Annotated in this window: 22 protein-coding genes; all 22 read left to right on the top strand. The window is 29.3% G+C overall.

Annotated features, from left to right (window positions below):
* Nucleotides 1-4 precede the first annotated feature (4 nt).
* The 22 genes from Q0829_RS16170 (at nucleotide 5) to Q0829_RS16065 (ending at nucleotide 14420) form a co-directional block, all read left to right on the top strand.
* Nucleotides 5-1648, top strand: coding sequence for a hypothetical protein (locus Q0829_RS16170; protein ID WP_298545035.1), 1644 nt, complete (start codon nucleotides 5-7; stop codon nucleotides 1646-1648).
* A gap of 88 nt (nucleotides 1649-1736) precedes the next feature.
* Complete coding sequence (locus Q0829_RS16165) at nucleotides 1737-2006, top strand: hypothetical protein (protein WP_298545032.1); 270 nt, start codon at nucleotides 1737-1739, stop codon at nucleotides 2004-2006.
* 114 nt (nucleotides 2007-2120) lie between these two features.
* A complete protein-coding gene (locus Q0829_RS16160) occupies nucleotides 2121-2441 on the top strand; it encodes a hypothetical protein (protein ID WP_298545029.1) in 321 nt (106 codons plus the stop codon).
* An 18-nt stretch (nucleotides 2442-2459) separates the two neighbouring features.
* Nucleotides 2460-2765 (top strand): hypothetical protein, encoded by a 306-nt coding sequence (locus Q0829_RS16155; RefSeq protein ID WP_298545027.1) that lies wholly within the window; start codon nucleotides 2460-2462, stop codon nucleotides 2763-2765.
* A gap of 1 nt (nucleotide 2766) precedes the next feature.
* A complete protein-coding gene (locus tag Q0829_RS16150) occupies nucleotides 2767-3126 on the top strand; it encodes a hypothetical protein (RefSeq protein ID WP_298545025.1) in 360 nt (119 codons plus the stop codon).
* A 41-nt stretch (nucleotides 3127-3167) separates the two neighbouring features.
* Nucleotides 3168-3785 carry a hypothetical protein gene (locus tag Q0829_RS16145; protein ID WP_298545023.1) on the top strand — a complete coding sequence of 206 codons (618 nt, stop codon included), beginning with the start codon at nucleotides 3168-3170 and terminating at the stop codon, nucleotides 3783-3785.
* A 14-nt stretch (nucleotides 3786-3799) separates the two neighbouring features.
* Nucleotides 3800-5731 (top strand): hypothetical protein, encoded by a 1932-nt coding sequence (locus Q0829_RS16140; RefSeq protein ID WP_298545020.1) that lies wholly within the window; start codon nucleotides 3800-3802, stop codon nucleotides 5729-5731.
* Complete coding sequence (locus Q0829_RS16135) at nucleotides 5724-6455, top strand: hypothetical protein (protein WP_298545017.1); 732 nt, start codon at nucleotides 5724-5726, stop codon at nucleotides 6453-6455. Before Q0829_RS16140 ends, Q0829_RS16135 begins: the two co-directional genes overlap by 8 nt.
* 19 nt (nucleotides 6456-6474) lie before the next feature.
* A complete protein-coding gene (locus Q0829_RS16130; RefSeq protein ID WP_298545015.1) occupies nucleotides 6475-6768 on the top strand; it encodes a hypothetical protein in 294 nt (97 codons plus the stop codon).
* Between the two features lie 32 nt (nucleotides 6769-6800).
* On the top strand, nucleotides 6801-7046 hold the full coding sequence (locus tag Q0829_RS16125) for a hypothetical protein (RefSeq protein WP_298545013.1): 246 nt from the start codon (nucleotides 6801-6803) through the stop codon (nucleotides 7044-7046).
* A gap of 122 nt (nucleotides 7047-7168) precedes the next feature.
* Nucleotides 7169-7528, top strand: a complete 360-nt coding sequence (locus tag Q0829_RS16120) for a hypothetical protein (RefSeq protein WP_298545010.1) — start codon at nucleotides 7169-7171, stop codon at nucleotides 7526-7528.
* A gap of 1 nt (nucleotide 7529) precedes the next feature.
* Entirely contained in the window at nucleotides 7530-7949 is a 420-nt protein-coding gene (locus Q0829_RS16115) for a hypothetical protein (protein WP_298545009.1), read from the top strand.
* Between the two features lie 13 nt (nucleotides 7950-7962).
* The gene (locus Q0829_RS16110) at nucleotides 7963-8415 is read left to right on the top strand and encodes a hypothetical protein (protein WP_298545006.1); all 453 of its coding nucleotides are present in this window, start codon (nucleotides 7963-7965) and stop codon (nucleotides 8413-8415) included.
* 10 nt (nucleotides 8416-8425) lie between these two features.
* The gene (locus Q0829_RS16105) at nucleotides 8426-8875 is read left to right on the top strand and encodes a DUF6756 family protein (RefSeq protein WP_298545003.1); all 450 of its coding nucleotides are present in this window, start codon (nucleotides 8426-8428) and stop codon (nucleotides 8873-8875) included.
* A gap of 8 nt (nucleotides 8876-8883) precedes the next feature.
* Nucleotides 8884-9303 (top strand): DUF6678 family protein, encoded by a 420-nt coding sequence (locus Q0829_RS16100; protein WP_298545001.1) that lies wholly within the window; start codon nucleotides 8884-8886, stop codon nucleotides 9301-9303.
* 30 nt (nucleotides 9304-9333) lie between these two features.
* Nucleotides 9334-10650: a hypothetical protein gene (locus Q0829_RS16095; RefSeq protein ID WP_298544998.1), complete on the top strand. Its 1317-nt coding sequence runs from the start codon at nucleotides 9334-9336 to the stop codon at nucleotides 10648-10650.
* Between the two features lie 39 nt (nucleotides 10651-10689).
* The gene (locus Q0829_RS16090) at nucleotides 10690-10992 is read left to right on the top strand and encodes a hypothetical protein (RefSeq protein WP_298544996.1); all 303 of its coding nucleotides are present in this window, start codon (nucleotides 10690-10692) and stop codon (nucleotides 10990-10992) included.
* Nucleotides 10979-11224 carry a hypothetical protein gene (locus Q0829_RS16085; RefSeq protein ID WP_298544994.1) on the top strand — a complete coding sequence of 82 codons (246 nt, stop codon included), beginning with the start codon at nucleotides 10979-10981 and terminating at the stop codon, nucleotides 11222-11224. The genes Q0829_RS16090 and Q0829_RS16085 overlap by 14 nt, the downstream gene beginning before the upstream one ends.
* A gap of 11 nt (nucleotides 11225-11235) precedes the next feature.
* Complete coding sequence (locus Q0829_RS16080) at nucleotides 11236-11745, top strand: hypothetical protein (protein ID WP_298544992.1); 510 nt, start codon at nucleotides 11236-11238, stop codon at nucleotides 11743-11745.
* On the top strand, nucleotides 11742-12077 hold the full coding sequence (locus Q0829_RS16075; protein WP_298544990.1) for a hypothetical protein: 336 nt from the start codon (nucleotides 11742-11744) through the stop codon (nucleotides 12075-12077). Before Q0829_RS16080 ends, Q0829_RS16075 begins: the two co-directional genes overlap by 4 nt.
* 196 nt (nucleotides 12078-12273) lie before the next feature.
* Entirely contained in the window at nucleotides 12274-13566 is a 1293-nt protein-coding gene (locus Q0829_RS16070) for a right-handed parallel beta-helix repeat-containing protein (protein WP_298544988.1), read from the top strand.
* 455 nt (nucleotides 13567-14021) lie between these two features.
* On the top strand, nucleotides 14022-14420 hold the full coding sequence (locus Q0829_RS16065) for a hypothetical protein (RefSeq protein ID WP_298544986.1): 399 nt from the start codon (nucleotides 14022-14024) through the stop codon (nucleotides 14418-14420).
* Nucleotides 14421-14441: the final 21 nt, after the last annotated feature.

Genomic DNA, 14441 nt, shown 5'->3' with positions numbered 1-14441 from the left:
TAAAATGAAATATTATATACTATTTATCTTTTGTTCAATCAGTATTCAAGCGCAAACCTATGAAGGAACTATCGGGAAGCATCGAATATTTTTAGAACTAGATATAGATTATAATGATGATCGGGCAACGGCATTTTATTTTTATAAATCTCAGCTACAAAACATTCAATTAGAAGGAAGTTTTAGTAATAATGAGTTAGTTCTTTTTGAGAAATTTTCTGATATAAAGGAACAAAAAGAATTATTTACGCTAATAATAAACAAGGATACAATAGCGGGCACTTGGAAAAACAAAGGGAAAACGTTACAAGTTGATTTGAACAAAACAACCAAGAAAATTGATGATTATAAATTAATGAACTTGGAGTATGCCAGAGATAGCATAACTATTCATAATACAAAAGAGCTTGTTTGGTTTACAGAAAAGTATTCCAAAAAATCACTATTCAGGCTTGGTAATGGATTTACTTCATCTGAGCGTGAATTTATGAACCCAAAACTAGATACGATACATGCAAATTATGCTACCATAGGATTAGATTGCGGTTGGGCAGATATAAATATTGAAATGGAACTCATATCTAATCAATATATTAGTTTTACAGAGTATTCATCTATTTATTGTGGAGGAGCACATCCCAATCACAATATGGTAGGATATAATTTTGATTTCAAAAACAAAAAACAATTAGATAGAATAACAGATCTGTATCCCAATTTAGATCACTTTCAATTATTAAAAAGAAAGTATGAAAACGATACTGATTTTGATGATGAATGTGGATATTTTACAGATGGTGAATGGATTTGGGAATATTATTCTTGGGTGCTCACAAAAAATGGGATAACAATTACTCCTTCATATCCACATGCCATGACTCCTTGTGAAATAGGATTTCCGCTAACCTATAAAGAATTACTGGAAACCGACTCTTCTAAAAAAGTTATTCAAGCTACCATTGATTCAGTAAGCATCAGCGAAATAAAACAATATAGTGAAGAGTTTCCTACTATTTTTGACTACTATAAATATGAAAAAATTGATAAAGTAGATGTGTGGTCGGATAAAATGTTTGGAAGGTGTTGCTCAAATACAGACCTAACTTTTAATGAAAATTTATTCTTTAAAATCGATTCCAATTTTAATGATAATCGATATCCAATTTCAAATTTATCAGATACCAGATATTCGACTGCTTATGTTTTTAAGCCTGGTGCCAAAGTAAAAATAAATTTGCAGCTGGATTTGAGTTCGGATAAATCCTTTTTATCAGGTAAATACTCTAATAAGAATTTGTTGAAACCTAATGATTTGATTATGAAACCTATAAAATTAAGTGTAATCAACGGGTATGTTAAATCCAAAGCGCTCTTTTATCAAAATGCTAGAGTTAAGGAGATGAAAGTATATGTCAATAATATATATAAAGAAACAGTTATTTTGTTAGATACTCCATTGGTTCAACAATTTGAAGTAGACGCTGTTTTTAAAACAAACGATACAATTACTTTAGAACCCATAACTTTTTATAAAGGAAGCAAATATGATGATATATGTATTTCAGAAATACAAACAAACCTAGGTAGAATAGCGGTTTCTGAGTTAAATAAAAAACATAATTTAATGGAATTAATAAATAAAAATTAAACATATAAAGCTACACTTGAAATTTTTAAAACAAATCCTAACCTATCTAATTTGGACAACCATTGCCATTTTATTAGGCATTGGCTATATGAGAATTGTATTAGGCCCTAATAAAGCATCTACGGAGGGTTTATGGTACCTACTCCATATTTTCTTTGATTTGGGGTTATTTCATGTAGGTCTTGTAATTGGAGTTGTAATTGCATTTTTATTTATTTTATTAGATATTTTTTATTTGAAAAAGAAGCTAAAATCTAATAGTAAATCTAGTGTTATTCGGTTTGGTTTTCTTCTTGTTATCACTGCATTTGTTTCAATAGTGCATTATGTGTTAGAAAAAGTTGTAGATGTCATTTAGAAAACAAAAAGTAAAAATAATTCATCAACAACTGGAGAAAAAACTACTCAAAATAACAAAACAAAGTAATTGTTTTATCCAATAGTTTTAGAATTGAAATACACTTTACATAAAATGAATGTAATTATAAAAATCCTAAAACAAATTTTATCGTACTCAATTTGGGGCATTATTGCTGTTTTATTGGGTGTAGTTTATATGAAACTTGTTTTAGAAAAAGAAAATAGCGGGTTTATCGAAGAGTTAAGAGAGCTTCATATTACAACCGTTATAGCAGGTATTACTCTATTGCTTTATATCATTTTGGATATTTCTTACTTGAAAAAGAAATTAAATAACAGTATAAAAGCAGTAATTATCCGCCTGATGTGTCTATTGATCATAACTATTATTGTAGGTGTAAATTATAGAGTATTAGATAGGTTTTTGAGTTAGTTAAGAAAAAGGTAAGAAATGACAATAATAGAATTCGAAAATAGAGCAAAATCCCAAAATGGATATAACAGGCAGTTAGATGGGTGGAAAATAATTGATATTCATCAAATACCTATCGAATTTGATGAAAAAAGTGAAGTTGATTTCTATTGCTCTAATGACAAAACAGTGTATTTATTAAGACTTAGATATAGAGAGACGGAGTTTTATGAGATAAATAATGCAAACAGAAACATTCCTTATCTGATTGCTGAGCTGCCTATAAAGCGGATAGATGATGGAGTGCTAAAAAAAATATTGAATAAATTTAAATACAAGAGCTAAAATGAAATTACAAGCTCTACGAGTACCTTCAGGATGGAAAGTGAACTGGAATATGTTTTACGAACAAGACATAAATGAAGAAAACCGTTTGTATGAGTTTTCTAGCTCAACACTACTTTCTATTTCGAATATTCAAAAAAATAGATGTATAGAGTTGATTTGGTATCCTAAAGGTGATCTGAACGGGAAGTACATATTAGAAGTTTTTAACCTTGTTGAAAAGTATAACCCTAAGAAAAAAATAGTAGAAAAAGTTCCTGAGAATTTTGACCCCGAAATTACTTTCGAAAGTAAAAATAGGCAGGAAATAGTAAATAAAATAGAAGCGTTGACTATAGATTTAAAGCCATATAAACAGTAACAGCTGATTAGCTGAAAACTGAGGTGCTTAAAAAGATACAAATGGAAATTATACTAATCATTTTCTTATTACTACTTGTAATTATAGTCTTATTCTTTTTGTTTACAATCTTTAAATGGATTTTCCGAAAAAAAGTAAGAATAATTGGAGTGCTTATTTTGTTAATGACTATTGGTACTGGTATCACAATCAATAAACTTTTTTTTATAAAAATGGAGTTTATACAATCAAAGGTATATCCAGATTTATATATCATTAAAAATCCTTCAGAAGATGAAAATGTTCTACAAAAGGCCATAAAAACAATTGTTTCTGAAAAAACAAAGCATCAGATTGATAGTAACTTTTTGAAGAATTCTAAGAAAAATTCGATCCATTCAATTGGAGATGTAGCGTATCATATCAATTTCTATGAATACACCAAAGGTTCTTTTTTTATGCCTTTTAACGATGCGGGGACGTATTATTTTATAGAACACGAAGAAGATCCAGGCGGTTTTAGTGTTGAAGTTTTAGATATGTATTCGAATTACCATATTGCTGAGTTTAATTTGAAGTTTTGTGAAAATGATACTTTAAATTATTATGGAACTATCAATTTTTATAAAAACAGAGAAATTACTAAAACAGACACTATTTTAAATTATTGTAAAAAATAGAGAACATTACATAAATGAAAAACATATATATATTAATTTTATTTACACTCATCTCTTGTGCTAAAAACACAAAAGAAAAAAAAGAACCAGTAGTCAAGGCACAGGATGCTATTAAAGAGGTTGTAGAATCACCAGTTGTCAAAGCAAAAAACGCTGTTGAGACTGTAGAAGATATTTCGGGAGTATACGAATTGATACAAGGCGAAAACCATATGATTGGTTCAGAAAACTTTGAAATGTATAAAGCAGCTATTGTTATCGATCGACTTTCTGAAACTGATTTCGGCTTCTATTCAGCCTATAAAGTAAAGGACATTTCGCCAATAGGAGATTTTGGAATTTTTAGAAACTTTAAAAATGATTTTTATAAACTAGCAATTTGTGATGAGAAAAAAGTTGAGGGATACACCAAAGACAATTTTACAAATGGATTGTATTTGCATAATAAGGTATTCATTTATAAAAAAGGAGATTCATTAGGCATTGTTCAATATGGAAGCAATTTTAGAAATTATATGCTCTATAAGAAAAAGAAAAATGAGTCCAATTTTTATGTGTCTTTAGTTAAAACAATGAAGAATGCTAAACAGGATTATCAGGAATACCTTAAGGAATACGAAAAAGCAAAAAATTATAATGCTTCTAAACTGCGTATAAAACATGATTTCAATGGTGATGTTTGGAGAACGAAACACATTCACAATGAAGATTATGCCAGTTTTGAAACCACGCACTCCTATCAAAACCCATATCAAGAAGGTACCTTTATACAACAAGATGCTATTTTTAAAAGTCAATTTAAAAACTCAGGTTTTCACCGTATTATCAACAAAATCAGAATAAAGTCTTTACCATTAAAAGAGACTACCAATTTTGATGATTTTATAGAAGAAGGGGATTATAAAAAAGTCGACGAAAAAGGATTGAAACTAGAAGAAGTATATCCCGATTTTTATAAAGAAGGTTATAATTATCGAGGAATAGGTTCATACAGGTTAGCATTCTCTCAAAAATTTCATACTGCCGTGGTAATAGTGTTAAAAGGAGATAACGAAATGGAATCAGTACTCGTCAATTATAATTTGAATGGAGATATTATCGACTCTAAAGTAATTGCTTATGATGAAATAGCAGAAGGCCAATCAAGAATTGAATCAAAAATAGAAGAGGATAAACTAACCATAAATAACATCCTTTGGATTGACGAAAAACAAGAAACAACAGAGATGTTTGAAATACTAGATAATGGAAAAATTAAACTCATTACTACAAATAATTCTTTAATTGATGAGGTAATACAACAATTGGGTTTAAACAAACAAACAATTAAAACAGATTTAGTTGTTTCTAAAGTTCGACCTAATAATAATAACGAAACCATTATTGTGATTCCTGAAATTCATGGAGAATATGACGAACAATTTTTCGAGCTAAACAGTCATATTGTCGTTGCAAACAATACAACAGCTAAGATTACGCACAAATATTTTGAAAGTTATAAAACAAACGGTTGGATGTCGGATGCTGTAAGATTAGCTGAAATAAAAATAGACACAGCTCCATATATGGTTTCGGAAAATAAAAGAGCTTTTGGTATAAGAGTATATTTTCATAATAATTCGAAACCAAACCCATATAGTAAAGAAATCATTTCCTTGTATATGAAATCGAAAGATTCTTTAAAAAAGGTGTTACATACTTATGATGTAATGGAGTACGGAGGTGAATGGGATACCAGTTGTTATGGAGAGTTTATAGGAGTTAAAAGAACGCTCATTGTTTCTAAAGAAAAGACTAATGATTACTTTGATATTATAATAAAAAGTAAGATTACTGAGACTAAAAACTATGAAGATGAAAATGGAGAATGCGATTCTAAAGAAACAGTTGCTAATGAAACTTCAGTATTAAAGTTTAATGGAAAAACATATGTCAAAAATGACTAATAAAACTATTTTCACAGGTATTTGGGGTATGTTTTTTACAGTATTGATGTACGCTCAAAACAATAATGTAAAAACACAATTACAATTATTACAAACACCTTTAGACTATGAGCTTCCTATAGATAGTAAAGATTTTTCAGAAATTAAAAACGCTAACTTTTTAACTAAAAATGGAGATGAAAAGGTGTTTGATATCAATAGCAATAATGTACATCTAATAGATCTCAATAGTGATGGCCAAAAAGATATTATTTACCAAGATACTCGTCATTATCAAACAACTGTAGTATTGGTAAAACAAGGCAATGATTTTGTTGAAATATGGAATGGATCAGGTACATTAGTTGACATGAAATTAGGAAAAACACACACTATATATGTTCTATGTAGAGCTATAGGTTGTTTAAACGAGACGTTGTTATCAGAATTAGTTGTTGACAATAACAACACGGTTACCGAGCATATAATTGCACTTCATACGGATACTAAATTAACAAAGTTAAATACCACATTTGAACAAAAAATACTTTCAGGAATCTTAAGAACACAGCCGAGTATAGATGACAAAAAGAAAACAGATCCTTGTACAGGAGATGTAAAAACAGGAAATCAACTAAGCGTTATAGAACACAAAGATGTAATAGTGATTAAAACACAAAACGAGTGGTGTTTAGTGGTTTTAAAAGAAAAAGAACAAAGTAGTATTGGTTGGATAAAAGTGTAATTCAAGGTAACAAGAACATATGAAACTAAGCGAATCATTTAGCGGAGCATTAAGGACCTTTGCCTATTTTATGGCAAGCGGCACACACTATGAATTAAAAGGTATTGATTACCTCAAGCTGTATGGAGAAGAACCTAGTGCCATAGAACAAGTATTTGCCATATTTGCTAATGTGATTGAGTTAGATGAACATGGAGAAGTTCTGAATGCAAAGTATGCAGAAAAAAGAGCCGTAGATTATATCCGCTCATATTGTGACCCAGAATTTAAAGTAGCACCTCCTTATGAAGATTGGGAAATAGAATTGTATTAATGTGTACAAGATAACAATACAAAATTATGGAAATGGATAAAGATATCATGGATATTATACATCGGGATTTTAAACCCGAAGAAGTACTAATAATAATTAATGAACTTTCCTCTATCACCTTAAATCATGTAATGGCAGCGTCAGAATATAATTTAAAAAACACTAGAGTATCTATTTTGAAATTAGCGAAAGGAAATATCAATAAAGTTATTGAATTAACCAAAAGTGCCAAGATCGACTTTCGTGATGTAATTATGTGGGCAACTCAAGAAGAATAAGTATGAAAAAGAAGAACATAAAAAATAAAGGACAGTTATGCAATATAAAAAACACCAGAATGATAATCGCTTTATTTTGTATGCTGTTTTGTGTATCCTGTATATCATCTCAGGTACAAAAAATGAAAAATCATATGCATAAAGAATTCATAGCAAAAGTCGGAGCTGTTTATGAAGAAACACCAGATGATAACCCTTGTGCAGGTAGTGAGATCTATCTAACATTGCTATTTGATAAAAAACAAGTGTATGTTACTGAAAAAGAAATATCATCCTGTGATAAAGAAACTACAAAGGAAATAGGAACATTTGATTGGGAATTAAAAGATAATAAAGAAATAGCTATTGATTTTATACCACAAAAAGTCCAGGGAACATACGCCGAAAACTTATTTTTAGAACTCCTTGATAAACAACTTGTAGGAAGAATAAAGCATGTAAACGGGCAAATTGTCGAATACATTTTCAAAGAGAAAAACTAAAATGTACATTATAGGAGAAATATTAGATACTAATAGATTAAAGACAATTTATGCCGTTTTTGAGGATAAAAAAAGTGTTGAGATGTATAACAAAGAGTATCAAAATCAACTTAATCTAATTACGGTTGATACGGTATTTCCTTTCTTTTTTATTGAAGAATTTAATAGTAAAAAAAAGTATTACCAATATATTACCAAAGATGAATTAGAAAACAGAATCCGAAAAATTAAATCCTTAGGTCATGATACGTTTGTATATTTTAATTTATGGCGAATAGATGAGAGTATGTATAACAAGGATTTTCCCAACGAACCCATATTAAGAGGTGTAGACTTTCATATTCATTTTACAGATACAGATATCAAAGAAATTGAAAGCAAAGGTTTTGATGCCTACTGGGGCGATATTAGAATAGCTTAAATATAGTAGAAATATGGAAAATGGATGTACCATAGCAGATGCAATGAATACGTATAACACTGCATTAAAGATTATACTATCTAAAGGGTATAAAATTTTTCTTATACCAGATAAAAGAGAAGAATATTTTGGTGATTTCTGTGCCGTAAAAGGCAATCGTAAATTCATCGGAGGTGACCCATTAAGAGTATTAGGACTTGTTTCAATTTGGGAAAATACAGGTGATGATTGGCAAAACAGTCATTTTTCTGAGCAAAATATAAATGAAGAATCTTTGTATGATCAAATTCTTTCAAGAGCCTATCCAGATAGTGTGGAAGACTTCAATAGTTTATCGGATAAAGAGTTTAAAGATTTTGTGTTGGATTACAGATTGTTTTTTACAGACGTTTTAGATGAAAAATTTCCTAAAAGTCCATCAAGAGAAGATATGTTTCAATTAGTTAGCACATTTTATTTAAAGTAGAAAATTAAAAATGGGAACTATAAAAGCAGAAATAGCACAAGCAATAAAAACATTAAAGCTAAAGCAAGAAGATATATGCTTGGTTTCAGATGTTAAAAGTTTGTATTTAGAGCTGTTAACTCACTTTGTAAAATCAGGCGATAGAAGATGGTGGTGGGAAGATTTTAAACAAGAAGCCTTTTATTTTAAAACGTACGAGTTTCCATTTAAAGAGCTGATCCATATCATCCCTAAAGATGTTAATAAAGTCTGGCTAATGGTAGAAGATGACGAAGAAGCTTATTACCCAATTTATGATTGCAAACCATCTGTGATTGCCCAGTTGATAGGAGAATGTTCTGCTTTCGAATATTATATGATCGACAAAAATAAACAATGGTTGTTATGCGAAAATCACAGCGATCAACTAATAGGTGTTGGAGATCAGTTAAGAATTATTAATAAAGATAAGTTGAGGTAACGTACATTATGTCTAGAGTAGATAAATATCAGCTAAAATTACAGCAAGAAATTGACAGTAGAGCCAGTTTTATGAGCGATACTAAGTGGAAGGCTTTATTCTCATTGCTAAAAGATGTAAACCCTCAATATGTTACAAAGGTAAAATTACTTTTGGATGATACAATTCGAGAATTTACAATACCGGATGAAGAGAGTTTTTTGAACGAAAAATATATAGAAGAATATTGGGGAGTTTTTGAATTGAAAGAAATTGAATGGATATTAATCCCTTCTGAAATTATATCTGAAAGGAAAAACCGTGAAGAGTTATTAACTTCTAAAGTCAAAACGCAAAACATTGAACTGATAGAGACAGCATTACAAACAGGAAAGCAATTTGAATATGAGCTATCGAAATCGGGATTAAAAGTTTATGGTTATAAATAAAACGGCTATTTAAAGATGAAAACAAAAAATATGAAAAATAAAACCTGGTCACTTGTATTACTTGCCATTTTACTATGTGTTTGCACAAATGCTTGTAAAGACAAGCCAGTAACACCAAACAAAACAGAAAGCGACTCTAAGCTTGAGATAGGGAATAGAAATGAAGATACTGTACAATCTAAATCAGAGAAAAAAACACCTACTCCAAGTAAATTGAGCAGTGTATTAAGACTTAATGAAAAAATAGAATTCGGTAAAATATATACAGATACCGTAAATTTTATAAGCTTTGATGATAACTATGATTATTGGTACTTTTTAGCTCAAAAAAATAAAGATACTGTACAAATAATGTATTCCGTCGATATTCCTATAAACGAATTAGTTAAAGGAGATAAAATAGAAATCAATTGGGGAATGAAACGTTTAGAAGAAGCAGGAGATCCTGAAATTTCATACGTTAAACCTTATTTAGTTTCATTCAAAAAAATCAGCTCCACAAAACCCACCGATAAAAATATAAAAGTGTTATGGCGAGAAACAATTTATGATGAAAGTTTAAAAACAGATGTCAATACTATTGTGCTTAACAAAGACTATCAAAAAAGCATCTCTAAACCCGAAAGAGCAGCTTTGGGTTATGTAGCTACGTTTATAGGAAACGAATGCGAATGGGATGGAAAACCAAATGGAAATAGAAGCAATCTTACATGTATGCTATTGTCATATTTAGATTTAGGATATCAATGCTCTGATAAACACTTAAATTTTTTGAAAAAATCGTTTTCAAAAGATACGGCAGCCCTAAAAAAACTTAAAAGGTGTCGCACGATACCCAATACCTCTACTGTACAATCAACATTTAATGCAATATCGATGGAAACCAATACAAAAGAACAAACGATATTGATTAACTATGAGGTTACAGTAATTAATATGCGAGAAAATGGCGTATCAAGTTATACCAAAATAGACACATTTAAATATGATGAAGATCAAATAATAGTACTTAATTCAGAAAAGATGAGCAACAGCATATCGGCTAATACTGCCGATAAGAATAATAATTCGTTCGTGATATCTTGTGGATCTGGATGTGCTATGACTTATTCTGAAAATAAAATTGTATCGAAAAGTAATGCAAAAGAGGTAACATTTAAAGTTGAAATGTATATAAATGAAAAGTTATCAGAAGAATATTATCAAACTTATATATACAACTGTGACATTTCAAAAGAAGGAGTGCAATTACAATTAAAAGGAGATGATGGTTTTATAATAGAAGAGCAACACCCAGAAATTCAGGAAAATCTGAAGTCCTATATAGGTAGATTATGTAACAAATAATCTTCTGAAATTACGTATAGAAATAAAGAATTACTGCTAATGAAACTACTACTCGTAGATAAAAACAACGAGCATAAAGCCGAAGTGCTTGTAGAAAGTTTTGAGGATAATTTGGTGCAAGGCATTATTGTGTCTCATACATTTGATAAGAATTTGATTCAAAAAATCACAGAGTTTGAAGATCTGGTAAACAGTTTTGTTATTGGAGAGTTATTGGACGAAGTAACCGATCAATTAGACGCTTATGGATGGGAGGTAACAGGCAAAGATTGGACGATTTATGCTTTTCAAGTATTTGAGCTGAAACACATTTCATTTAGAATTAAAAATGACAAAAAATAAATTTATAGCAGTAGTACAGCAATATATTGAAAAAGGAAACTGCTATATACATAAAGATCGAGAGATACTTCTTGATTTTAAAAAGTCCGGAGGCACTAAAGAGGTAGCTAAAAAATTGTTAGAAGAATTAGCTTCAGAACTATCCGACAACGAAACCTTACAAGATAGAGTGTACGATATACTCGATATTGTAACAGGTTGGTGTAGTGCAGAGGTAAGGGTTTGGAAATAAAAATATTTGTAATGGATCTAAAAAATTGGAAAATTAATGATGAAGGGGATTATTTAAATTCTGTATCCAAAGTAGATATTCCTTGGCTAGAACGTCTATTGGATATTTGGATAGATTTAGAAAATGAACAAAAATGGTTCACACCAATTCAGACAAATGTACTAGAAAAGTTTAAGTCCCTTCCCAATTCAAACAAAATAAATGTACGTACAGAATTAGAAAAAGTGTACTTCAACGAACTTAAAAAGAATAGGGTTCAAAACATTGAATATGTAGATATTCTAGAAACCATTAATTGGAGAGAAACTCAAATATGTATTCCACAACATGGGCAATCAGAGAACCACTATGCTTTATTGCTTCCAGAAACAAATTGGAAGCTTGTTGGCAGTAATTTTACACTTGAACTGGAGCTGTTATTCACCAATAATAAAATTGAATTATGTCAGGAAATGAGTGGATTATGGTGTAGGCCAGAATGGTTTGAATACTATTTAAAAAGACCAAAAAGTGTTTTATGAAAAACAAATTTACTTCAACTGATTTTATAGCAGAACTACAATTTTTAAACACCGAACAAGGAGGTAGAAAAAACCCTGTAACATCAGGTTATCGACCACATATAGAATTCGAAGAATATCCAGAATATCTAACTTCTGGGCAGCAAACGTATTTAGGGCAAGAAACCGTTGCTCCAGGAGAAACTGTGTTGGCAGAAATTTCAATGTTGAGCAAAGATCATTTTACACATAAACTCTATGAAAATATGTGTTTTGAGTTTTATGAAGGAAAACATAAAATAGGATCAGGAAAAGTATTGGAGATTGTGAATGTACGTTTGAAAATGAAATAGTCTTTTTTCGCAGATTTGAATAAGTTATTTGTAGTAAACTAACGAATATAGATTACTGCGCTACGAATATGGATTGACTATATATTTATAAAACAATTATATTTAATATAGCAGAGTGTTATTATTCGTATACTATCAAATTCGATGTATCAAAGGAATAAATGTACTTATACAAACAAGTTGTAAATAATTAAAAATGATTAAACCTTCATCAAAATACCTTCTTTTAATTCTCCTAATAAGTAGTTTAAATGCTTTTTCGCAAGAGAGAAAAATTAGAACAGTAAATAATATTGAAAGTTTTTTTCAAGCGCTTGATAATGATACAGAAATAATTGTAGAAATAGATACATTAGACTTTACGTCTTATAAATTATCAAAAAATCATGGAGTTAAAAATTTTGAACTAGCTACTAATAAATCAAAGTTATTTGCTAGTAACGAAATGAAAACTTTTGTCGTTCAAGCTGGAGAGGGATTGGTTTTATATGGCTATAGTAATCTAAAGATAAGATCGAAAAATAATTTAAATATCATTTCGCATAATGAGTATGATGATATTTTAACATTTCGCAATTGTAATAATATCTCTCTTGAGAAAATATCAATATTCCATACTTATCCAACCTGTACTGGCAATGTGTTGTCTTTTTATTTCTCTGATGATATTACATTAAAAGAAAGTAGTTTAAATGGTAGTGGAGGAATTGGACTTTACTTAATAGGAGCTAATAAAGTAACCTTAGAAAAGACTTCGATTTACAACAATGCTTTTAATGCTATTTCAGCTATTAATTCTAAAAACGTTAGTTTTTTAAATTGCGATATTTATGAAAATAATACTTTGGATACCTATTTTTTAATAGATACTCAATTTAGTGAGCTATACTTTGATAATTGTAATTTTTATTCTAATAATGCAGATAGATTATATAATAACAATGATGATATAGATAATTATGTTTTAGACATAGAAGAAGTGGGATACACTAAATATTTTAAAGATGACAACAGCAAAGAATATAATTTTGATGTAAAACCATTTATTCCTTCATTAATAGATTGTTCTTTTGATGCAAACGAATTTGAGTTCTTTCAAGATCAAAAAGAACATACATTGAATAATAATATTCATCAAAAAGTCATACTTGATTTATTTTTGAGTTCTTTAATTAAAATTATTGATGAATATTGGAATAATAATTTAGAAGTTTATAAACTAATGAGTTTTATAGCTAAGGAAAATATTTTTTTAATGAAGGAAGAATTTAAAACGCAAAATGATTTTTTAAATTTTTACTATGATTACAGAACTAACAAGGAATACGGAACATTTGATGCGTTTAATTCTTTAGAAAGTATAGAGAAAATAGCTGAAAACACCTACTCAATAAAAATTATCGCTTCCTACAAAGATAAACCTATCGAAGTTGAATGGATTATTGAATTTAACAATGATAATGAAATCATAAAATGGACTCAAACTTAAAAACATTAACTGTTCATGACTACATATAGAGTTTGATGAATATCCAGAATATATAACTTCTGGAAAGCAAACGTATATAGGCCAGCAAAAAGTTGAACCGGGAGAAACTGTGTTGGCAGAAATTTCAATGTTGAGCAAAGATCATTTTGCACATAAACTCTATGAAAATATGTGTTTTGAGTTTTATGAAGGAAAACATAAAATGGGATCAGGAAAAGTATTGGAGATTGTGAATGTAAATTTGAAAATGAAACAACTGTTTTTACAGATTTGATAAATTATTTGTAGTAAACTAACGAATATGAATTACTACGCTACGAATATGGATTGACTATAGATTTGTAAAACATATATTTTTAATATAGTAGTGTTTAAATATTACTAGATCATCAGATAAGATGAATAAAAAGAATGAAGAAACTGTAAGTAACTAGTTGTATTTAATTGCAAAAAATATGAATGATTTCTACAAAATAGATGAAATAGGAAAAATGAAGTACTTAAGCAATTTGCGTTGTTTTAGTAGTTTAAAGGAATTTAAAATTAAGAGCTACACAATAACAATCGAAATTAATTCAATCGATGAAAACGAAGCCAAAAGCCTCCATACTTATATTCATTCAACGCTACTTGAAATTACAACTTTTGATAGAAAAGCAAAGAAAAAATTAAAAGAACTATATAATCCAACTGAGAGAGAACTTGAGGAAATTAAAGTCAGTATTGTGAGTTTTCATATAAATAAAGATTTTGATTTATTTTATAATCTTCCTAAAGGTTCTCCTATGGAATATTTAAGCATTAAATTCTCCGAAGACGGAGTGGTAATTGATTCCGGAGGAGGAAATTATTAAAAAATAAGCCAACCAAGATAA

The organism is uncultured Aquimarina sp. (assembly GCF_947492405.1).
Lineage (GTDB): Bacteria > Bacteroidota > Bacteroidia > Flavobacteriales > Flavobacteriaceae > Aquimarina.
The sequence above is the reverse complement of the archived record's forward strand: the minus strand, read 5'-3'. Positions and strand labels throughout refer to the sequence as shown.

Excerpts from the sequence above, each read along its gene's own strand:
- Q0829_RS16170 (WP_298545035.1), top strand. The coding sequence starts at position 5 with ATGAAATATTATATACTATTTATCTTTTGTTCAATCAGTATTCAAGCG.
- Q0829_RS16165 (WP_298545032.1), top strand. The coding sequence starts at position 1,737 with ATGAGAATTGTATTAGGCCCTAATAAAGCATCTACGGAGGGTTTATGG.
- Q0829_RS16160 (WP_298545029.1), top strand. The coding sequence starts at position 2,121 with ATGAATGTAATTATAAAAATCCTAAAACAAATTTTATCGTACTCAATT.
- Q0829_RS16155 (WP_298545027.1), top strand. The coding sequence starts at position 2,460 with ATGACAATAATAGAATTCGAAAATAGAGCAAAATCCCAAAATGGATAT.
- Q0829_RS16150 (WP_298545025.1), top strand. The coding sequence starts at position 2,767 with ATGAAATTACAAGCTCTACGAGTACCTTCAGGATGGAAAGTGAACTGG.
- Q0829_RS16145 (WP_298545023.1), top strand. The coding sequence starts at position 3,168 with ATGGAAATTATACTAATCATTTTCTTATTACTACTTGTAATTATAGTC.
- Q0829_RS16140 (WP_298545020.1), top strand. The coding sequence starts at position 3,800 with ATGAAAAACATATATATATTAATTTTATTTACACTCATCTCTTGTGCT.
- Q0829_RS16135 (WP_298545017.1), top strand. The coding sequence starts at position 5,724 with ATGACTAATAAAACTATTTTCACAGGTATTTGGGGTATGTTTTTTACA.
- Q0829_RS16130 (WP_298545015.1), top strand. The coding sequence starts at position 6,475 with ATGAAACTAAGCGAATCATTTAGCGGAGCATTAAGGACCTTTGCCTAT.
- Q0829_RS16125 (WP_298545013.1), top strand. The coding sequence starts at position 6,801 with ATGGATAAAGATATCATGGATATTATACATCGGGATTTTAAACCCGAA.
- Q0829_RS16120 (WP_298545010.1), top strand. The coding sequence starts at position 7,169 with ATGAAAAATCATATGCATAAAGAATTCATAGCAAAAGTCGGAGCTGTT.
- Q0829_RS16115 (WP_298545009.1), top strand. The coding sequence starts at position 7,530 with ATGTACATTATAGGAGAAATATTAGATACTAATAGATTAAAGACAATT.
- Q0829_RS16110 (WP_298545006.1), top strand. The coding sequence starts at position 7,963 with ATGGAAAATGGATGTACCATAGCAGATGCAATGAATACGTATAACACT.
- Q0829_RS16105 (WP_298545003.1), top strand. The coding sequence starts at position 8,426 with ATGGGAACTATAAAAGCAGAAATAGCACAAGCAATAAAAACATTAAAG.
- Q0829_RS16100 (WP_298545001.1), top strand. The coding sequence starts at position 8,884 with ATGTCTAGAGTAGATAAATATCAGCTAAAATTACAGCAAGAAATTGAC.
- Q0829_RS16095 (WP_298544998.1), top strand. The coding sequence starts at position 9,334 with ATGAAAAATAAAACCTGGTCACTTGTATTACTTGCCATTTTACTATGT.
- Q0829_RS16090 (WP_298544996.1), top strand. The coding sequence starts at position 10,690 with ATGAAACTACTACTCGTAGATAAAAACAACGAGCATAAAGCCGAAGTG.
- Q0829_RS16085 (WP_298544994.1), top strand. The coding sequence starts at position 10,979 with ATGACAAAAAATAAATTTATAGCAGTAGTACAGCAATATATTGAAAAA.
- Q0829_RS16080 (WP_298544992.1), top strand. The coding sequence starts at position 11,236 with ATGGATCTAAAAAATTGGAAAATTAATGATGAAGGGGATTATTTAAAT.
- Q0829_RS16075 (WP_298544990.1), top strand. The coding sequence starts at position 11,742 with ATGAAAAACAAATTTACTTCAACTGATTTTATAGCAGAACTACAATTT.
- Q0829_RS16070 (WP_298544988.1), top strand. The coding sequence starts at position 12,274 with ATGATTAAACCTTCATCAAAATACCTTCTTTTAATTCTCCTAATAAGT.
- Q0829_RS16065 (WP_298544986.1), top strand. The coding sequence starts at position 14,022 with ATGAATGATTTCTACAAAATAGATGAAATAGGAAAAATGAAGTACTTA.